Origin of the sequence: Pseudomonas sp. Z4-20, from assembly GCF_051131955.1 — a bacterium.
In the GTDB taxonomy this organism is placed as follows: Bacteria; Pseudomonadota; Gammaproteobacteria; order Pseudomonadales; family Pseudomonadaceae; genus Aquipseudomonas; species Aquipseudomonas marvdashtae.
Genome location: NZ_CP071641.1, coordinates 5237087 through 5254582, shown reverse-complemented (window position 1 = coordinate 5254582; position 17496 = coordinate 5237087). Strand labels below are relative to the sequence as shown.

Below are 17496 nucleotides of genomic sequence, written 5' to 3'. Positions count from 1 at the left end.
TCGTGCCACGGTCGGAAGCGCGACCGTGGAGTGAAGTGCTCAGCGCACGCGCACATAGGTTCCGGGCGCGGCTTCCAGGGGTGGGTATTTCACGTTGCCCAAGGCCATCTGTGTTTCGCGTTGGGCACCGGAGCGTTCCTGGATCCAGCCCAGCCATTGGGGCCACCAGCTGCCATCGATGTGCTTGGCGTCGTAGTACCAGGCCCGAGGGTCACTGCTCAGTTTCGGGTTTTCGATGTAGTTGGCCTTGGGGTTGCCGGGCGGGTTGAGAATGCTTTGGACGTGGCCGCTGTTGGACAGTACGAAGCGCCTTTCGCCGCCCAGCAACAGCGTCGAGCGATACACCGCGTCCCAAGGGGTGATGTGGTCGTTGATGCCGGCCACGCTGAAGCTGTCCACCGTGACTTTCTGCAAGTCTATAGGCGTGCCGCAGACTTCCAGGCCGCCGGGATGGGTCAGCGGGTTGTGCTTGAAAAAATCCAGCAGGTCGCCGTGATACGCCGCTGGAAGCCGGGTGCAGTCGTTGTTCCAGTAGAGGATATCGAAGGCCGGCGGCGTCTTGCCCAGCAAGTAGTTGTTGACGAAATAAGTCCAGATCAGGTCGTTGGGGCGCATCCAGGCGAACACCCGGGCCATGTCGCGACCATCGAGAATGCCTTTCTGGTAAGAGCGGCGCTTGGCAGCCTCAAGGGTCTGTTCGTCGATGAACAGCGTGGCCGGGCTTTCGATCTCGCTGTCCAGCAAGCTCACCAGGTAGCTGGCGCTGGCGACCCGGCGCAGTTGGCGCTTGGCCTGCAGGTGACCTTGCAAGGCGGCGATGGTCATGCCACCGGCGCAGGCGCCCATCAGGTTGACCTCGCGCGCGCCGGTGATCTCCCGGCATACATTCATCGCCTCCTCCGTCGCCTCGACGTAACTGGACAAGCCCCACTCGCGGTGGCGCACGTCGGGATTGCGCCAACTGATGATGAACACTTGCAAGCCGTTTTTCAGGGCGTATTGGACGAAGCTGTTGGAAGGACTCAGGTCGAAAATGTAGAACTTGTTGATCTGCGGCGGCACGATCAGCAATGGCCTGGCATATTGCTTTTCGCTCATTGGCTTGTACTGGATCAGCTCCAGCAGCTCGTTGCGAAACACCACCGCGCCGGGAGTAGTGGCGAGGGTCTTGCCGACTTCGAAGGCCTGGGGCGTGACCTGCCGGGGCAACCCGTCGTTGTGCAGCAAGTCATCCACCAGGTGGCCGATGCCGCGAATCAGGCTGGTGCCGCCAGTGTTGAACAGTTCCTTGATCGCCACGGGGTTCAGCAAGGTATTGGAGGGCGACACGGCATCGTTGAGCAGCGAAAAGGTAAAGTGAGCGCGGGCGCGATCATCCGGGCTCATGTCGCTTTCGTCGATCCAGCTCCTGACCTGCTTCTGCCAGCTCAGGTACGCCTGCAGGCTGCGCCGATAGAACGGGTTGTGCCGCCAGGTGGGATCGGCGAAGCGCTTGTCGTTGGGGTTGGTGGGGTGCAGCGTTTCGCCCAGCAGCACGCGCCCCAGTTGACCGCCCAGCCGCAATGCATGCCGGGCGCTGTGCACCGGGTTGCGCAAGCCATGGACGGCGACGTTGTGCAAGGTGGCAAGCAGATCCCTGCCGCGCAGGCCGGTGACCGCGCTTTGTGCATTGATGAAACTGGCAGGGGCGGGCATGGAACCCTTCGCCGGTTTGTCGCGCATGAGTCAACTCCTTCGTCATCAGGCTAAAAACAAACGCACCGAACCAGACAACATAGTCGCTGTTTCGGATGGCTGCATGATCCGGCGTCCTGCCAGGCGCTCTCGGCGGTGTCAGCCGCCACTCAGCGGCGCGGGATGCGGATGCATGACCGCGCGCTGACGTTCTTCCTCCAGAAATTTCATGATGATCGGTGCCACGGCCTCGGCCCGGGTGATCAGGAACAAATGGCCGTCATCGATGATGTGCAACTGCGAGTTTGGTATGCGCCAGGCCAGCATGCGCATGTTGATCAATGGGATCAGCGGGTCGTCATCCCCGGCGAGGATCAGGGTTGGCTGGTGGATCTTGTGCAGCCAGTGGATGCTGGTCCAGCCCAGGCCAGCAAACAACTGCCAGTAGTAACCGAGTTTGCCCGCCGACCGAACCTTGGCGGCGTGACGGGCCGCCAGGCTCGGATCGCGGCGAAACGAGCCGCCGTAAATCAACGGGGCGATGCGCATCACATGGGATGGCTGAACGTAGCGCCGGGGACTGGCCATCATCCACAGCACCTTCGGCTTGCCCGGCACCATCACCGCGCCGGCGGCCGTAGCGGCGAGCACCAGCTTCTTGCAGCGTTCCGGATAATCATGGGCGAACTGCTGGGCCAAAGCGCCGCCCCAGGACACGCCGATCACGTTGACCTGCCCATAGTCCAGATAATCGAGCATCCGCGCGGTGAGCTTGGCCAAGCCAGGGAAGCGATAGGGCCGGCTCGGTGTCGACGAGCCGCCGACCCCAGGCACATCGAAGGCAATCACTTCCAAGTCCGGGTCCAGGGCCTCGATGAACGGGAACACCAGCTCCAGGTTGGCGCCGATGCCGTTGAAGATCAGCAGTGGCGTCAAGTGAGGCTTGCCGGGACGTACCGCGGTGCGCAAGGTCTGGCCATCCAGATCGACGGTACGGAAGATGTACGGTTGCGGCATGCTTCAAGTCCTGGGGTAGAAAAGCAGAAAAAGCAGCTTCAAGCTGCACGAGGACAGCTTGGCGCTTGAAGCTTGCAACTTGCAGCTATCTTTCATGCACATACGTACCGGGCGCCGCTTCACCCGCCACATAAGTCTTGTTGCCCAGTACGGTCGGTGCTTTTTTCAGCTTGCCCGAGCGCTCGGCCTGCCAGGCTTGCCAGTGCAACCACCATGAGTCGGTGTGCTTGGTGGAGTTTTCCATCCAGTCCTCGGCCTTGGCGGGCATGTCCTCGCTGGTCATGTAGCGCGACTTGGGGTTGCCCGGCGGGTTGAGGATGCTCTGGATATGACCGCTGCTCGACAGCACGAATTCCACCTTGCCGCCGAACAGTTGCGCCGACTTGTAGCAGGACTTCCATGGGGTAATGTGGTCGTTGGTACCGGCCAGGGAAAAGATATCCGCAGTGACCTGCTTGAGGTCGATTGGCGTGCCGCACACTTCCAGGGCGTTGGGGCGGATCAGCGGGTTGTTCTTGAACATCTCGATGAGGTCGCCATGGAAGGCCGCCGGAAGCCTGGTGGTGTCGTTGTTCCAGAACAGGATGTCGAACACCGGCGGCTCGTTGCCCAGCAGGTAATTGTTGACCCAGTAGTTCCAGATCAAGTCGTTGGGGCGCATCCAGGCAAAGACCTTGGCCATGTCGCTACCTTCGAGCACGCCGGCCTGGTACGAGTGGCGCTTGGCGGCTTCCAGGGTCTGCTCGTCGACGAACAGCGCCACGTCGGTGTCCAGGGTGGTGTCCAGCACGCTCACCAGCAAGGTCAGGGCATTGACCTTTTTCTCGCCCAGCGCGGCGTAGTGGCCAAGCAGCGCGGTGCAGGTGATGCCGCCCGAGCAGGCGCCCAGCATGTTGACGTCTTTGCTGCCGGTGATGGCCGTGACCACATCCACCGCTTCCTTGAGCGCCTCGATGTAGGTCGACAGGCCCCACTCGCGCTGCGCCTTGGTGGGGTTGCGCCAACTGATGATGAAGGTCTGCACGTTGCTGCGCAGGCAGAAGCGCGCCAGGCTCTTGTCCGGACTTAGGTCGAAGACATAGAACTTGTTGATCTGCGGCGGGACCACCAGCAGCGGTCGTTCATGGACCTGCTCGGTGATGGGGCGGTACTGGATCAGCTCCAGCACGTCATTGCGAAAGACCACGGCGCCTTCCGTCACGCCCAGGCTCTTGCCGACTTCGAACGCGCCCATGTCGACCTGGCTCGGCATGCCGCCGTTGTGCACCAGGTCCTTGGCCAAGTGGGACAAGCCATCGAGCAGGCTCTTGCCGCCGGTTTCGAAGAAGCGCTTGACCGCCGCCGGGTTGGCCGCCGAGTTGGTCGGAGCCATGGCTTCGGTCATCAGGTTGATGACGAAGTGCCCTCGGCTGATGTCTTGGGGCGAGAGGCTGCTGTCGTCTATCCAGGCATGCAGCTCCTTGCGCCACGCCAGATAAGTTTGCAGGTAACGTCTGTAAAGCGGGTTCTGGCTCCACGCCGGGTCGTTGAAACGACGATCGTCACCGGCGGGCTGCAACTCGGATTTGCCGAACAGGACTTTCCTGAGTTCAGCGCCGAAATGGGCAACGTGCTTGACGCTGTGCAGCGGTTGTCTGATGGTCTGGGTCAGCACCATCCGGGCAGAGGCCAGCAGGTCTTTCCTGCGCAAGCCGACGACGGGATTCAAGCCCAAGGTATTTTCCGAGGCTTGGTACTTCAACTCATCGTTGTTCTTGTTGCTCATCTACGACGCTCCATTGTCCTTCAGACGAGTACCGGGGCCGAGCGATGAAGCCACACGGCCATTACCAGGTACGCTGCTCGGGGTGACCGTTAATTCCGCATCGAGGCCAATGAGGAAACGTGTGCCAGGAACTCGCCGGTTCCTTTGCAGGGAACTTGCCAGCTCCATTGGTTACCCGAGTTTAATTTTTTTCGCAAGCAGGCCAGTCATTGACGTTGCCGCGCGGGCATTCAAGCAGATGAGTCTAGAAAATTCGCCCTAAAGCGCCAGCCCTTGAGCTAGAGCATCAGCTTGACCACGGATTCGTTCGGATCGCGGGTTTTTCCGGCGGCCTTGAGCTCGGCGAGATAATCGTTCCACAGGTCCTCTTGGCGCAGCGCCAATTGGTACAGGTAGTCCCACGTGAACAATCCGCTGTCGTGGCCGTCGTCGAAGGTCAATTTCAGTGCGTACTGACCGGCCGGTTCAACCTTGGTCAGGCCGACGCCCAGCTTGCCGTATTGCAGGATGGGTTTGCCATGGCCCTGGACCTCCGCGGAAGGTGAATGCACCCGCAGGAATTCGGCGGGCAAGTGGTATTCCTCGTCCGGCGCGTATTTGAGCGTCAGGGTCTTGGAGGCTTTGTGCAGGTTGATGGCGGTGGGGAGTTTGGTCATAGAAGCAGCTTACAAGCTACAAGCTACAAGCTACAAGCTACAAGCTACAAGCTGGAGGTGACCCGCTTGCAGCTTGCAGCTAGAAGCTTGCAGCTTTAAAGAATATACCGCGACAGGTCTTCGTTCTCGGCCAGTTCTCCCAGGTGGCTGTTGACGTATTCGGCATCGATGATGATCGGCGCTTCATTGTGGGCGCTAGCGAGGTCGCCGGCACTGAACGAGACTTCCTCGAGCAGGCGCTCAAGCAGCGTGTGCAGGCGACGGGCACCGATGTTCTCGGTCTTCTCGTTGACCTGCCAGGCGATTTGCGCCAAGCGCTTGATGCCCTCGGGCGCGAACTCGATGTTCAGGCCTTCGGTCTTGAGCAGCGCGCAATACTGCTCGGTCAGCGACGCGTGGGGTTCGCTGAGGATGCGTTCGAAATCTTCTGGCGACAACGCCTTGAGTTCGACACGGATCGGCAAGCGGCCTTGCAGCTCGGGCACCAGGTCGCTCGGCTTGCTCAGGTGGAACGCACCGGAGGCAATGAACAGGATGTGGTCGGTCTTGACCATGCCCAGCTTGGTGTTCACCGTGCAGCCTTCGATCAACGGCAGCAGGTCACGTTGCACGCCTTCACGGGACACGTCGGCGCCGCCGACATTGCCGCGCTTGGCGACCTTGTCGATCTCGTCGATGAATACGATGCCGTGCTGCTCCACCGCTTCCAGCGCCTTGGCCTTCAACTCTTCTTCGTTGACCAGCCGACCCGCTTCTTCGTCACGCACCAGCTTCAGCGCTTCCTTGACCTTGAGCTTGCGGCTTTTCTTCTTGCCCTTGCCCATGTTGGCGAACAGGCTCTGCAACTGGTTGGTCATTTCTTCCATGCCCGGCGGCGCGGAAATGTCGACGCCGGCCATCTCGGCCACTTCGATCTCGATTTCCTTGTCGTCCAGCTGGCCTTCGCGCAGGCGCTTGCGGAACAACTGGCGGGTGTTGGAATCCTGGGTCGCGGCGGAGTCTGCGTTGAAGCCCATGCGCGCCGGCGGCAGCAGCGCGTCGAGGATGCGCTCTTCGGCGGCGTCTTCGGCGCGATGACGGACCTTGGTGATTTCCTGCTCGCGCAGCAGCTTGATGGCGGCATCGGCCAAGTCACGGATGATCGACTCGACGTCGCGGCCGACATAGCCCACTTCGGTGAACTTGGTGGCTTCGACCTTGATAAACGGCGCATTGGCGAGCTTGGCCAGGCGACGGGCAATCTCGGTTTTACCGACGCCGGTCGGGCCGATCATCAGGATGTTCTTGGGGGTCACTTCAACGCGCAGCTCCTCAGGCAGCTGCATCCGCCGCCAGCGGTTGCGCAGGGCAATGGCAACGGCGCGCTTGGCATCGTCCTGGCCGATGATGTGACGGTTGAGTTCGTGGACGATTTCGCGGGGAGTCATGGACATAATATTGGGGTCCTCAAGCAGGAATTCGGGCCTGGACGGGCTTATTCCGCGAGGTCCTGCTCCTCAATGGTTTGGGTGTGGTTGGTGAACACGCAAATGTCGCCGGCAATGCCCAAGGCAGTCTCGACGATTTCGCGGGCCGACAGGTCGGTCTTTTTTAACAGCGCGCTGGCCGCGGCCTGGGCGTAGGCACCGCCGGAACCCATGGCGATCAGGCCGTCTTCGGGCTCAACGACATCGCCGTTGCCGGTGATGATCAGCGAGGCGTCCTTGTTGGCGACCGCGAGCATGGCTTCGAGGCGGCTCAGGGAGCGGTCGGTGCGCCATTCCTTAGCTAGCTCGACGGCGGCGCGGACCAGGTGGCCCTGGTGTTTCTCAAGTTGGCCTTCGAAACGCTCGAACAAGGTGAAGGCGTCGGCGGTGGCTCCGGCGAAACCGGCGATGACCTGGCCGTGGTACAGGCGGCGGACTTTCTTCGCGTTGCCTTTCATCACGGTGTTGCCCAATGAAACCTGGCCGTCGCCGCCCATGACGACTTTGCCGTGACGGCGGACTGAAACGATGGTGGTCAAGGGAGAGTCTCCACGCAGCGGGGCGAAAATGCCCGGATGAAACTCATATGGGGGTGGCGTGGGGTTTTTCAACTGCGGGGTGGGGGAGGGGATGAGTGGCATTGGGTGTTTCTAGCGGAGCGCTCTTGTGGCGAGGGAGCTTGCTCCCGCTGGACCGCGCAGCGGTCCCAAGCTTTTGGAGCTGCTATGCCCGAGGCGTCGGACCGGCCCAGCGGGAGCAAGCCCCCTCGCCACGAAAAGCGCCGCTGCCACAGATGCCTTCGCTTGGATCAGCGGCTCTGGCGTTGTTGTAACAGCAGGTTGCTGAAACCACTGCCAGCCAGCTGTTTTTGGGCCTTGGTCAAGTCTTCACGATTGCTAAACGGCCCGACCAGTACCCGATACCAGGTTTCGTCCTTCACCGTCCCGGACTCAACCGACACGGACTGGCCCAACAGAATGATCTGCGCTCGGACCTTGTCGGCGTCGGCTTCCTTGCGGAACGAGCCGGCCTGCAGGAAGAACTTCGTCACCGGCGCAGCCTTCTGCACGGGTGGGGCCGGTGGCGGCGTGATGCCGGCCAGCGCCGCCTGGGCGCGGGCGGTGTCGATCTTCGCCGCTTCAGCCGGGGTCACCGGCGTGGTGGGCACTTGCGGCGTCGGCAGGGTTTTCTCCGGCACGGCGTCGGGCGGCACGATGACTTCCGACTCCGGCAGCAAGGTATAAAAGTCGTATTTGGGCTTCACCGGTTGCGTCGGGCTCGGCGGGGTCTTGTTCGCCTCGGCGATGCGCGTGGCTTTCTGTTGCTCCTGGCGGACGCGCTTGACGTCATCGCCCTGGCCCGGCTCCAGTTTCATCAGGAACACGATGAAAGCGCCAACGGTTAGGCCGATGGCCATCCACAGCCAGCCCGGAATCGGTTTCTTGGCTGGAGGCTGGTAACGACTGGCGCCGCGCTTGGGAACAGGTTTTTTCTTGGCGGCCAACTTACATGCGCTCCAGCGTTTCCAGGCCCAGCAGTTCCAGGCCTTGCTTGAGGGTACGCCCGGTCAGCGCTGCGAGGCGCAGGCGGCTTTGCATCTGCGCGGGAGTTTCGGCATTCAGGATCGGGCAGTTCTCGTAGAAGCTGGAGAACAGGCCGGCAACGTCGTACAGGTAGGCGCACAGAGTGTGCGGTGTGCCCTTGTCGGCGACGTTGTTCAGCACTTCGCCGAACTGCGCCAGTTTCGCCGCGAGCTCCTGCTCCAGCGGGGCCTGGAGCACAATCTGGCCGTCTATTTCATTGAATTCTTTGCCGAGCTTGCGGAACACGCCCGCCACGCGGGTGTAGGCATACAGCAGGTACGGCGCGGTGTTGCCTTCGAAATTGAGCATCAGGTCGAAGTTGAAGCTGTAGTCGCTGGTGCGGTGCTTGGACAGGTCGGCGTATTTCACCGCGTCGATGCCCACGACCTGGGCGATCTTGCGCAGCTCGTCCTCGGCCAGCTCCGGGTTCTTGCCCTTGACCAGGGTGTAGGCGCGGTCCTGGGCTTCGGTCAGCAGGTCGATCAGCTTCACCGTGCCGCCGTCGCGGGTCTTGAACGGGCGGCCGTCGGCGCCGTTCATGGTGCCGAAGCCCATGTGTTCCATTTCCATCGGATGGGTCACGAAGCCAGCCAGGCGGGCCACTTCGAATACTTGCTGGAAGTGCAGCGCCTGGCGTTGGTCGACGAAATACAGCACCCGATCGGCCTTGAGCACGCCGTTGCGGTAGCGCACGGCCGCCAAGTCGGTGGTGGCATAGAGGTAACCGCCGTCGGCCTTGACGATGATCACCGGCAGCGGCTCGCCATCGGCGGTCTTGAACTGGTCGAGGAACACGCACTGGGCACCATTGCTTTCCACCAGCATGCCCTTGGCCCTGAGGTCGTTGACCACATTGATCAGGTCATCGTTGTAGGCGCTTTCCCCCATCACGTCGGCCATGGTCAATTTGACGTTCAGCAGCTCGTAGATTTTCTGGCAGTGGGACAGGGAGATGTCCTTGAACTTGGTCCATAGTGCCAGGCACTCGGCATCGCCGGCCTGCAGCTTGACCACCAGGCCTCGGGCGCGGTCGGCAAACTCGGGGGACTCGTCGAAGCGTTGCTTGGCGGCGCGGTAGAAATTCTCCAGGTCCGACAGCTCGTCGCTGGTGATCGGATTTTCCTGCAAATAGGCCATCAGCATGCCGAACTGGGTGCCCCAGTCACCAACGTGGTTCTGGCGGATCACGGTGTCGCCAAGGAACTCCAGGACCCGGGCGACGCCGTCGCCGATAATGGTCGAGCGCAGGTGGCCGACGTGCATTTCCTTGGCGAGATTGGGGGCCGAGAGGTCAACGACGGTGCGCTGCAACGGGCCGGCCTTGCGCACGCCGAGGCGCTCGTCGGCCAGGGCCGCGTCCAGGCGCGAAGCCAGGGCCTGGGTGTTCTGGAAGAAGTTGATGAAACCGGGGCCGGCGATGGCCGCCTTGCTGACGCTCTCGTCGGCCGGCAGGGCCGCGATGATTTTCTCCGCCAGGTCCCGCGGCTTCATGCCGGCCGGTTTGGCGAGCATCATCGCGATGTTACTGGCGAAGTCGCCGTGGGTCTTGTCGCGGGTGTTTTCGACCTGAATCGCCGGCGACAGGCCTTCTGGCAGCACACCTTCAGTGACGAGTTGGGTGATGGCTTGCTGGATGAGCTGGCGGATGGTGTCTTTCATGGTCTTCTCTTTCAACCGCAGGCGCGGCGGCGCTTCGATGCGCTGGTGGAAAAACTGGGCATTATCCGTGGCGCGGGCGAGCTTGCCAACTGTAGCGGGTCGGTTGGGTCCATGTGATGACTATTCTGGCTTCGTCGCACGTGGGCGATCGCCATCTAATACAAATCCACCGGGTCCACATCCAGTGACCAGCGCACCGCCCGGCCGCTGGGCAGTTGCTCCAGCACCAGCAACCAGGCACTCAACAGTCGATGCAGCGGCGCCCGGGCATTGGCTTGCAACAGAAGCTGGGCGCGATAACGCCCGGCCCGCCGCTCCATCGGAGCCGGGACCGGGCCCAATAGTTCGATGCCAGTGAGGCTTTGCTCCGCCAGCAAGCGCTCTGCCTCGCTGCACGCTTCGTCAAGGAAACCTTCCGCCTGTCCCGGTTTGTGAGCCTCGGCCCGCAGCAGCGCCAAGTGTGCAAAGGGCGGCAGCCCGGCGCTGCGTCGTTCGCTCAACGCCTGTTCGGCAAAGGCAAAATAACCCTGCTCGGTCAACTGGATCAACAGCGGATGGTCCGCCAAGTGGGTCTGGATAATGACCTTGCCCGGTTCCTCGGCTCGTCCGGCACGGCCCGCCACCTGGACGATCAACTGCGCCATGCGTTCGCTGGCACGGAAATCCCCGGAAAACAGCCCGCCGTCGGCATCGAGGATCGACACCAGCGTCACCCGGGGAAAGTGATGCCCCTTGGCGAGCATTTGCGTGCCCACCAGAATGCATGGCTGGCCCTTCTGGATCGTGGCGAACAACTGATTCATCGCGTCTTTGCGCGAGGTGCTGTCGCGATCCACCCGCAGCACCGGGAAATCGGGGAAGAGGATGCCCAACCGCTCCTCGGCGCGCTCGGTGCCGGCGCCCACCGGGCGCAGATCCACTTTCCCGCACTGCGGACAGTGCCTCGGCACGCGCTCGGAGTGCCCGCAATGGTGGCAGCGCAATTCGCCGTAGCGTTGATGCACGGTCATTCGCGCGTCGCATCGCTCGCAACCGGACATCCAACCGCAGTCGTGGCAGAGCAGGGTCGGGGCGAACCCCCGACGGTTGAGGAACACCAGGACCTGTTGCCCGGCGGCCAGGGTCTGGCCGATGGCTTGTTGCATCGGTCCGGAAATGCCGCTGTCCAGCGGACGACTCTTGACGTCCAGGCGCAGGAAACGCGGTTGCTTGGCGCCGCCGGCCCGTTCGTTCAGGCGTAGCAGGCCGTAGCGACCGGTGTAGGCGTTGTGCAGGCTTTCCAGGGAGGGCGTGGCCGAACCGAGGACAATCGGGATGTTCTCTTGGCGGGCGCGCACCAGTGCCAGGTCGCGGGCGTGGTAGCGCAGGCCTTCCTGCTGTTTATAGGAGCCGTCGTGCTCTTCGTCGATGATGATCAGGCCAGGGTTTTTCATCGGCGTGAACAGGGCCGAGCGGGTGCCGATAATGATGTCGGCCTCGCCGTCCCGGGCGGCGAGCCAGGCTTCCAGGCGCTCGCGGTCGTTGACCGCCGAATGCACCAGCGCGATCCGTGCGTTGAAACGCTGCTCGAAGCGCGCCAGCGTTTGTGGCCCGAGGTTGATTTCCGGGATCAGCACCAGGGCTTGCTTGCCGGCTTCGAGGGTCTCGCGAATCAGTTGCAGGTAGACCTCGGTCTTGCCGCTGCCGGTCACGCCCGCCAGCAAGAAGGCATGGTAACTATCGAAACCCGCGCGAATCGCTTCGCACGCGGCCCGCTGTTCGGCGTTGAGCGGCAGTTCCGGCTGGGCCAGCCAATGTTCATGGCGTGCGCCCGGGGCGTGCTTGCGCACTTCCACCTGGACCAGGCCCTTGGCCAACAGCAGGTCGAGACTGTCTTTACTGAGCATCAACTTGCTCAGTAGCTGATGCGCCACGCCGTGGGGATGCTGGGCCAGGGTCGCCAGGGCCTCGCGCTGGCGCGGTGCGCGGGCAATACGCGGATCGTCCAGCGCGGCGCCGGGCGCTGCCGACCAGAATCGTTCCTGGCGCGCTTCGGCCGGTTCGCCCTGGCGCAACAGTACCGGCAGCGCCCAGCTCAGGGTGTCGCCCAGGCTGTGCTGATAATACTGGGAGGTCCACAGGCACAGCTTGAACAACGACGCGGGCAGCGGCGCCGTAGCATCAAGCAAGGCCAACGCCGGCTTGAGCTTGTCGACCGGCACTTCGCTGTGATCGGCGACTTCCACCAGAATGCCGATCATCTCCCTCCGACCGAACGGCACCCGCAGGCGCATGCCCGGTTGCAACTGGGCGCGCGTCACCCCGGCCGGGGCACGGTAATCGAACAAGCGGCGCAGGGGCGATGGCAGGGCGAGGCGCAGGATGGCGTCGGGCACGCGGTGGATTCTCGATTAGGCAGCGGCGAAGAAGGCCGGGAGCCTAGCAGACGGTTGGTACAAGTTGTAGCTTGCGTGATTAATGTTGTCTGGTAGAATCCGCGGCCTAATTACGTGCGGTATTCAACAATAGTGTTGGGTGGCGGCACGCTAGCCTGAGGAAAACACCATGAAAACCGATATCCATCCGGACTACCCAGTTGTGGCTGTAACCTGCAGCTGCGGCAACAAGTTCGAAACGCGTTCGACCTACGGCAAAGCCTTGTCGATCGACGTTTGCAACGAGTGCCACCCGTTCTACACCGGTAAGCAAAAGACTCTGGATACCGGCGGCCGTGTTCAGAAGTTCGCCGATCGTTTCGGTGCTTTCGGCAAAGTTGCTCCAAAAGCCTGAGGCTGATCATTTTGGATGGTCTTCTCGACTGGTCCAGACTGATGAAAAAGGCGTCCCTTGCGGGCGCCTTTTTTGTGGCTGCGATTTGGCTCAGCGGTGCCCAGGCGTCCTGTCCCTTGCAGGCCAGCGTGCCTGAGGCGCAGGTGCAGCGTGTGGTGGATGGCGACACCTTGTACCTTGAGGATGGCCGTCGTATCCGCATGATTGGCCTCAACAGCCCGGAGCTGGGAAAGCGTGGGCGTGCCGACGAGCCGTTTGCCGTGGCGGCGCACCAACGACTCGAGGCCTTGGTAGCTGCCAGTACCGGTCGTGTCAGGGTATTGCCCGGCAAGGACGACCGGGACGACTATGGGCGCACGCTTGCTCATGTCTATGACAGCCAAGGCCGAAACCTGGAGGAGCAATTGATTGCCGAGGGGCTGGGGTTCCTCGTAGCCGTCGCTCCAAACGTCGATCTGGTCGGCTGCCAGCAGGCAGCGGAGCGCCAGGCGCGGCAAGCCGGGCTGGGCCTGTGGAAGCAGTCCCCGGTGGTGCGAGCGGAGCGGATCAGCGCACCTGGTTTCGTACTGACCAGTGGGCGGGTAGCCAGCGTGCAGCGCAATCGCGGCGGTATCTGGATTCAATTGCAGGGATCGGTTGTCCTGCACATCGCACCCCATGCGCAGCGAAACTTCGATGCCTCGATGCTCAAGGGTCTGGAAGGGCGGAAAATCGAGACACGCGGTTGGGTCGTTGATCGCTCCCGGCGTGGCGCGGCCAAGCCTGGGCAGGCGCGATGGATGCTGCCATTGACCGATCCTGCGATGCTGCAGGCGTTACGCTGAGAAAAATAATTGTAGACATAATGGTCTTGGATTGTATGCATCAAGCCCTTGTGTTTCGTAGCTCTTGGCCCAAAGTCGTAGGGCAGGGCGCTTGACAGCAGTGACTGGTCAGTCTTGTAGGGACTTTGCGAGGCGCGTATCCTCGGCGGTCCGTCTGTCCAACACAGTAAAAGCGGAATGCCCACATGTCTGATCTGAAAACTGCCGCTCTCGAATATCACGCTAATCCTCGTCCAGGAAAGCTGAGTGTCGAGCTCACCAAGGCCACCGCCACTGCCCGCGACCTGTCGCTGGCCTACAGCCCCGGCGTAGCCGAACCAGTACGCGAAATCGCTCGCGACCCTGAACTGGCCTACAAATACACCGGCAAGGGCAACCTGGTTGCAGTCATTTCCGATGGCACCGCGATTCTCGGCCTGGGCAACCTCGGCCCGTTGGCCTCCAAGCCTGTGATGGAAGGCAAGGGCGTGCTGTTCAAGCGCTTTGCTGGCATCGACGTGTTCGACATCGAAGTCGACTCCGAAAGCCCACAAGCCTTCATCGACACCGTCAAGCGTATCTCCATCACCTTCGGTGGCATCAACCTGGAAGACATCAAGGCACCAGAGTGCTTTGAGATCGAGCGCGCCCTGATCGAACAGTGCGACATTCCGGTTTTCCACGACGATCAGCACGGTACCGCAATCGTGACCGCGGCTGGCATGATCAACGCCCTGGAAATCGCCGGCAAGACCCTGCCAGAAGCCAAGATTGTCTGCCTGGGCGCCGGCGCTGCGGCCATCTCCTGCATGAAGTTGCTGGTGAGCATGGGTGCCAGGATCGAAAACATCTTCATGGTCGACCGTACCGGCGTGATCCACTCCGGCCGTGACGACCTGAACCAGTACAAGGCCGTGTTTGCCCACGCCACCGACAAGCGCTCCCTGGCGGACGCCCTGGACGGTGCCGACGTTTTCGTTGGCCTGTCGGGTCCGAACCTGCTGAGCCCGGAAAACCTGCTGCGCATGGCGCCGAACCCGATCGTGTTCGCCTGCTCGAACCCGGACCCGGAAATCTCCCCGGAACTGGCTCACGCGACCCGCAATGACGTAATCATGGCCACCGGCCGTTCGGACTACCCGAACCAGGTCAACAACGTCTTGGGCTTCCCATTCATCTTCCGTGGTGCCCTGGATGTTCGCGCCAAGCGCATCAACGAAGAGATGAAAGTCGCGGCCGCCAACGCCCTGCGCGAACTGGCCAAGCTGCCGGTGCCCCAGGAAGTGTGCGACGCCTACGGCGGCATCAAGCTGGAGTTCGGCCGTGAGTACATCATTCCGAAACCAATGGACGCCCGCCTGATCACCCTGATCTCCGACGCCGTGGCCAAGGCCGCCATCGAGACTGGCGTGGCCACCCTGCCGTATCCGAAGAACTACCCGCTCAAGAGCGTGGATGACGTGTTCAACGGTTAACGGCAGCCCGCCCATAAAAAACCCTGGCCTGAACAGCCAGGGTTTTTTTATGGGCTTCAAGCTTCAAGCTTCAAGCTTCAAGCGGCAAGTTAAAAGCAGCACGTACTGCTCTTGCTCTTGCCCTTAACTTGAAGCTTGCAGCTTGAAGCTTACCGCTGCTTTCCTAGAACAAATCGATTGGCGCGGCTTCATCCGCCGGCAGCGGGCTGCCTGGTGCTACACCGTTGCCCAGCTCGTTGGCCGACGGCGGCGTGTCTTCGCTCTTGAACAGCTCGAAGTACGCCCCTGGTGTGCCTGGCGTAGCGGCGCGGCCGCTGATTGGGTCGACCCGCAGGCTGAGGATGCCTTCCGGCTCCGGTTGGGTGTGGGGCGGTTTGTCCTTGAGGGCGGCGCCCATGTAGGTCATCCAGATCGGCAGCGCCACAGTGCCGCCGAACTCGCGGCGACCCAGGCTTTCCGGCTGGTCGAAACCGGTCCAGACGGTGGTGACGTAATCGGCGTTGTAGCCGGAGAACCAGGCATCCTTGGATTCGTTTGTGGTCCCGGTCTTGCCTGCCAGGTCGGTACGACCCAGCGCCAGGGCGCGGCGACCGGTGCCGAGCTTGATGACGTCCTGCAGCATGCTGTTGAGGATGTAGGTGGTACGGCCGTCAACAATGCGCTCGGCGATGGCTGGCGCTTGGGGAGCGGCGGGGGCGCTGGTGGCTTCGCCTGCCACCGGGTTGACCGTGAACGTCTCGGTGGGCGGCGCCGCGACACCCTCGCTGGCCTCTTCGCCGGAGGGCACCCGTGGCGGATTGGCGACAAACAGCGTGTCGCCATTGCGGTTTTCGATTTTGTCGATGATGTAAGGGGTGATCTTGTAGCCGCCATTGGCGAACGTGCTCCAGCCCGTGGCGATTTCCATTGGGGTCAGGGTCGCGGTGCCTAGGGCCAGGGACAGGTTGCGTGGCAGGTCCTGCTTGTTGAAGCCGAACTTGCTGATGTAGTCGATGGTGCGGTCCACGCCCAGCGCCTGCAACAGGCGGATCGATACCAGGTTACGCGACTTGTACAGGGCTTCGCGCAGGCGAATCGGCCCGAGGAAAGTGTTGGTATCGTTCTTCGGACGCCATACCTTGTCCAGATACTCGTCGACAAACACGATTGGCGCGTCGTTGACCAGGCTGGCGGCGGTGTAGCCGTTATCCAGTGCGGCGCTGTAGACGAACGGCTTGAAACTCGAGCCGGGTTGACGCTTGGCCTGCAACGCACGGTTGTAGTTGCTCTGCTCGAAGGCAAAGCCGCCCACCAGGGAGCGGATGGCGCCGTTCTGCGGATCCAACGACACCAGCGCGCCTTGGGCGGCGGGAATCTGGCTGAATTTAAGGGCGTTGTCCGGCTGTCGCTGCACCCGGATCAGATCGCCGACCTGGGCAACGTCCGAGGGCTGGCGAGGATTGGTCCCCATGCTGTTGGTATTGAGGAACTGGCGGGCCCATTTCATGGTGTCCCAGGCCACGTGCTCTTCCGATTGGCCATTGCGCGTCAGCACCTTGATTCCGTCCTTGTCCACTTGGGTGACAATGGCCGGTTCCAGGCTGCTGATGGTGCGTTGCTTGGTCAGCTCAAGGGCCCAGGCTTCCTTGGTCTTGCCCGGCAGGCGCGATTCAGGACCCCGGTAGCCGTGGCGCTGGTCATAAGACATCAGGCCTTCATGCAGCGCGGTATTGGCCATTTCCTGCAGATTGCTCGGTACCGTGGTGGTCACGCGAAAACCTTCGGTGTAGGCGTCGCTGCCATAGCGCCCGACCATCTCGGCCCGGGCCATTTCGGCGATGTACGGGGCGTTCACTTCAGGGGTCGGCACGTGATAGCTGGCGTTCAACGGCTCGTTGATCGCGGCGGTGTAGTCGGCTTCGCTGATTTTTCCGAGCTTGTACATGCGCCCCAGGATCCAGTCGCGGCGCTCTTTGCTTCGTGCCGGGTTGGCCAGGGGATTGAAACGCGACGGTGCCTTGGGCAGGCCGGCGATCATCGCCATCTGCGCCAGGCTGACGTCGCGAATCGACTTGCCGTAATACACCTGCGCCGCCGCCTCGATGCCGTAGGCGCGGTTGCCCAGGTAAATCTTGTTCACGTACAGCTCGAGGATTTCGTCCTTGGTCAGCTGCCGCTCGATTTGCAAGGCCAGGAGAATCTCGGTGGTCTTGCGCGAAAAGCTGCGCTCGCTGGTCAAGAAGAAGTTCTTGGCCACCTGCATGGTGATGGTGCTGCCGCCCGACTGGATATGACCACTCTTGATCAATTGGCTGGCCGCGCGCATCAGGCTGCCTGGATCAACACCATAGTGATTGGCGAAGTTGTCGTCTTCAGCACTTAGTAACGCATTGATGAAATTGGGGGGAATGTCGGCGAAACGGATCGGCGTGCGGCGCATTTCGCCAAATTCGGCGATCAACTTGTTGTCGCTGCTGTACACCCGCAAAGGAATCTGCAACTGAATACTTCTCAGCGCCTCCACGGACGGCAATCCCGGACTAAGGTAAAGAAACGCACCGCTCAGACCCAGGAGCAGTCCGCAGAAAACGGCGACGATGGACCATCCGAAAAATTTCAGCAGACGAATCAAGGCTTTTGGATATCCAGG

At 61.9% G+C, this 17496-nt stretch carries 13 protein-coding genes; 3 read left to right on the top strand and 10 right to left on the bottom strand.

The window, feature by feature from the left end; genetic code table 11:
- Positions 1–39: 39 nt before the first annotated feature.
- The 9 genes from phaC (J3P82_RS23935) to J3P82_RS23895 all read right to left on the bottom strand — a co-directional run bounded on the left by phaC (J3P82_RS23935) (position 40) and on the right by J3P82_RS23895 (position 12195).
- Positions 40–1722 carry a class II poly(R)-hydroxyalkanoic acid synthase gene (gene phaC / locus J3P82_RS23935; RefSeq protein WP_434559088.1) on the bottom strand — a complete coding sequence of 561 codons (1683 nt, stop codon included), beginning with the start codon at positions 1720–1722 and terminating at the stop codon, positions 40–42.
- Positions 1723–1833: 111 nt separating this feature from the next.
- Positions 1834–2691, bottom strand: coding sequence for a poly(3-hydroxyalkanoate) depolymerase (gene phaZ / locus J3P82_RS23930; RefSeq protein ID WP_186639630.1), 858 nt, complete (start codon positions 2689–2691; stop codon positions 1834–1836).
- Positions 2692–2776: 85 nt separating this feature from the next.
- Positions 2777–4456, bottom strand: a complete 1680-nt coding sequence (phaC, locus tag J3P82_RS23925) for a class II poly(R)-hydroxyalkanoic acid synthase (RefSeq protein ID WP_434559086.1) — start codon at positions 4454–4456, stop codon at positions 2777–2779.
- Positions 4457–4734: 278 nt separating this feature from the next.
- The gene (locus tag J3P82_RS23920) at positions 4735–5112 is read right to left on the bottom strand and encodes a gamma-butyrobetaine hydroxylase-like domain-containing protein (RefSeq protein ID WP_434559084.1); all 378 of its coding nucleotides are present in this window, start codon (positions 5110–5112) and stop codon (positions 4735–4737) included.
- A gap of 95 nt (positions 5113–5207) precedes the next feature.
- Positions 5208–6545: an ATP-dependent protease ATPase subunit HslU gene (gene hslU / locus J3P82_RS23915; protein WP_186615681.1), complete on the bottom strand. Its 1338-nt coding sequence runs from the start codon at positions 6543–6545 to the stop codon at positions 5208–5210.
- A gap of 41 nt (positions 6546–6586) precedes the next feature.
- Positions 6587–7117 (bottom strand): ATP-dependent protease subunit HslV, encoded by a 531-nt coding sequence (gene hslV / locus J3P82_RS23910; RefSeq protein WP_003186641.1) that lies wholly within the window; start codon positions 7115–7117, stop codon positions 6587–6589.
- Positions 7118–7386: 269 nt separating this feature from the next.
- Positions 7387–8082 carry an SPOR domain-containing protein gene (locus J3P82_RS23905; protein ID WP_434559082.1) on the bottom strand — a complete coding sequence of 232 codons (696 nt, stop codon included), beginning with the start codon at positions 8080–8082 and terminating at the stop codon, positions 7387–7389.
- A 1-nt stretch (position 8083) separates the two neighbouring features.
- The gene (gene argS, locus J3P82_RS23900) at positions 8084–9820 is read right to left on the bottom strand and encodes an arginine--tRNA ligase (protein ID WP_434559080.1); all 1737 of its coding nucleotides are present in this window, start codon (positions 9818–9820) and stop codon (positions 8084–8086) included.
- 155 nt (positions 9821–9975) lie between these two features.
- Complete coding sequence (locus tag J3P82_RS23895) at positions 9976–12195, bottom strand: primosomal protein N' (protein WP_434559078.1); 2220 nt, start codon at positions 12193–12195, stop codon at positions 9976–9978.
- A 169-nt stretch (positions 12196–12364) separates the two neighbouring features.
- On the opposite strand from J3P82_RS23895, the gene rpmE reads away from it, so the two are divergent.
- The 3 genes from rpmE (at position 12365) to J3P82_RS23880 (ending at position 14867) form a co-directional block, all read left to right on the top strand.
- A complete protein-coding gene (gene rpmE / locus J3P82_RS23890) occupies positions 12365–12589 on the top strand; it encodes a 50S ribosomal protein L31 (RefSeq protein WP_434559076.1) in 225 nt (74 codons plus the stop codon).
- Positions 12590–12630: 41 nt separating this feature from the next.
- Positions 12631–13413: a thermonuclease family protein gene (locus tag J3P82_RS23885; protein WP_434559074.1), complete on the top strand. Its 783-nt coding sequence runs from the start codon at positions 12631–12633 to the stop codon at positions 13411–13413.
- A 185-nt stretch (positions 13414–13598) separates the two neighbouring features.
- A complete protein-coding gene (locus J3P82_RS23880; protein WP_434559072.1) occupies positions 13599–14867 on the top strand; it encodes a malic enzyme-like NAD(P)-binding protein in 1269 nt (422 codons plus the stop codon).
- A 163-nt stretch (positions 14868–15030) separates the two neighbouring features.
- On the opposite strand, the gene J3P82_RS23875 is transcribed toward J3P82_RS23880, so the two are convergent.
- Positions 15031–17475, bottom strand: a complete 2445-nt coding sequence (locus J3P82_RS23875; protein ID WP_434563947.1) for a penicillin-binding protein 1A — start codon at positions 17473–17475, stop codon at positions 15031–15033.
- Positions 17476–17496 lie beyond the last annotated feature (21 nt).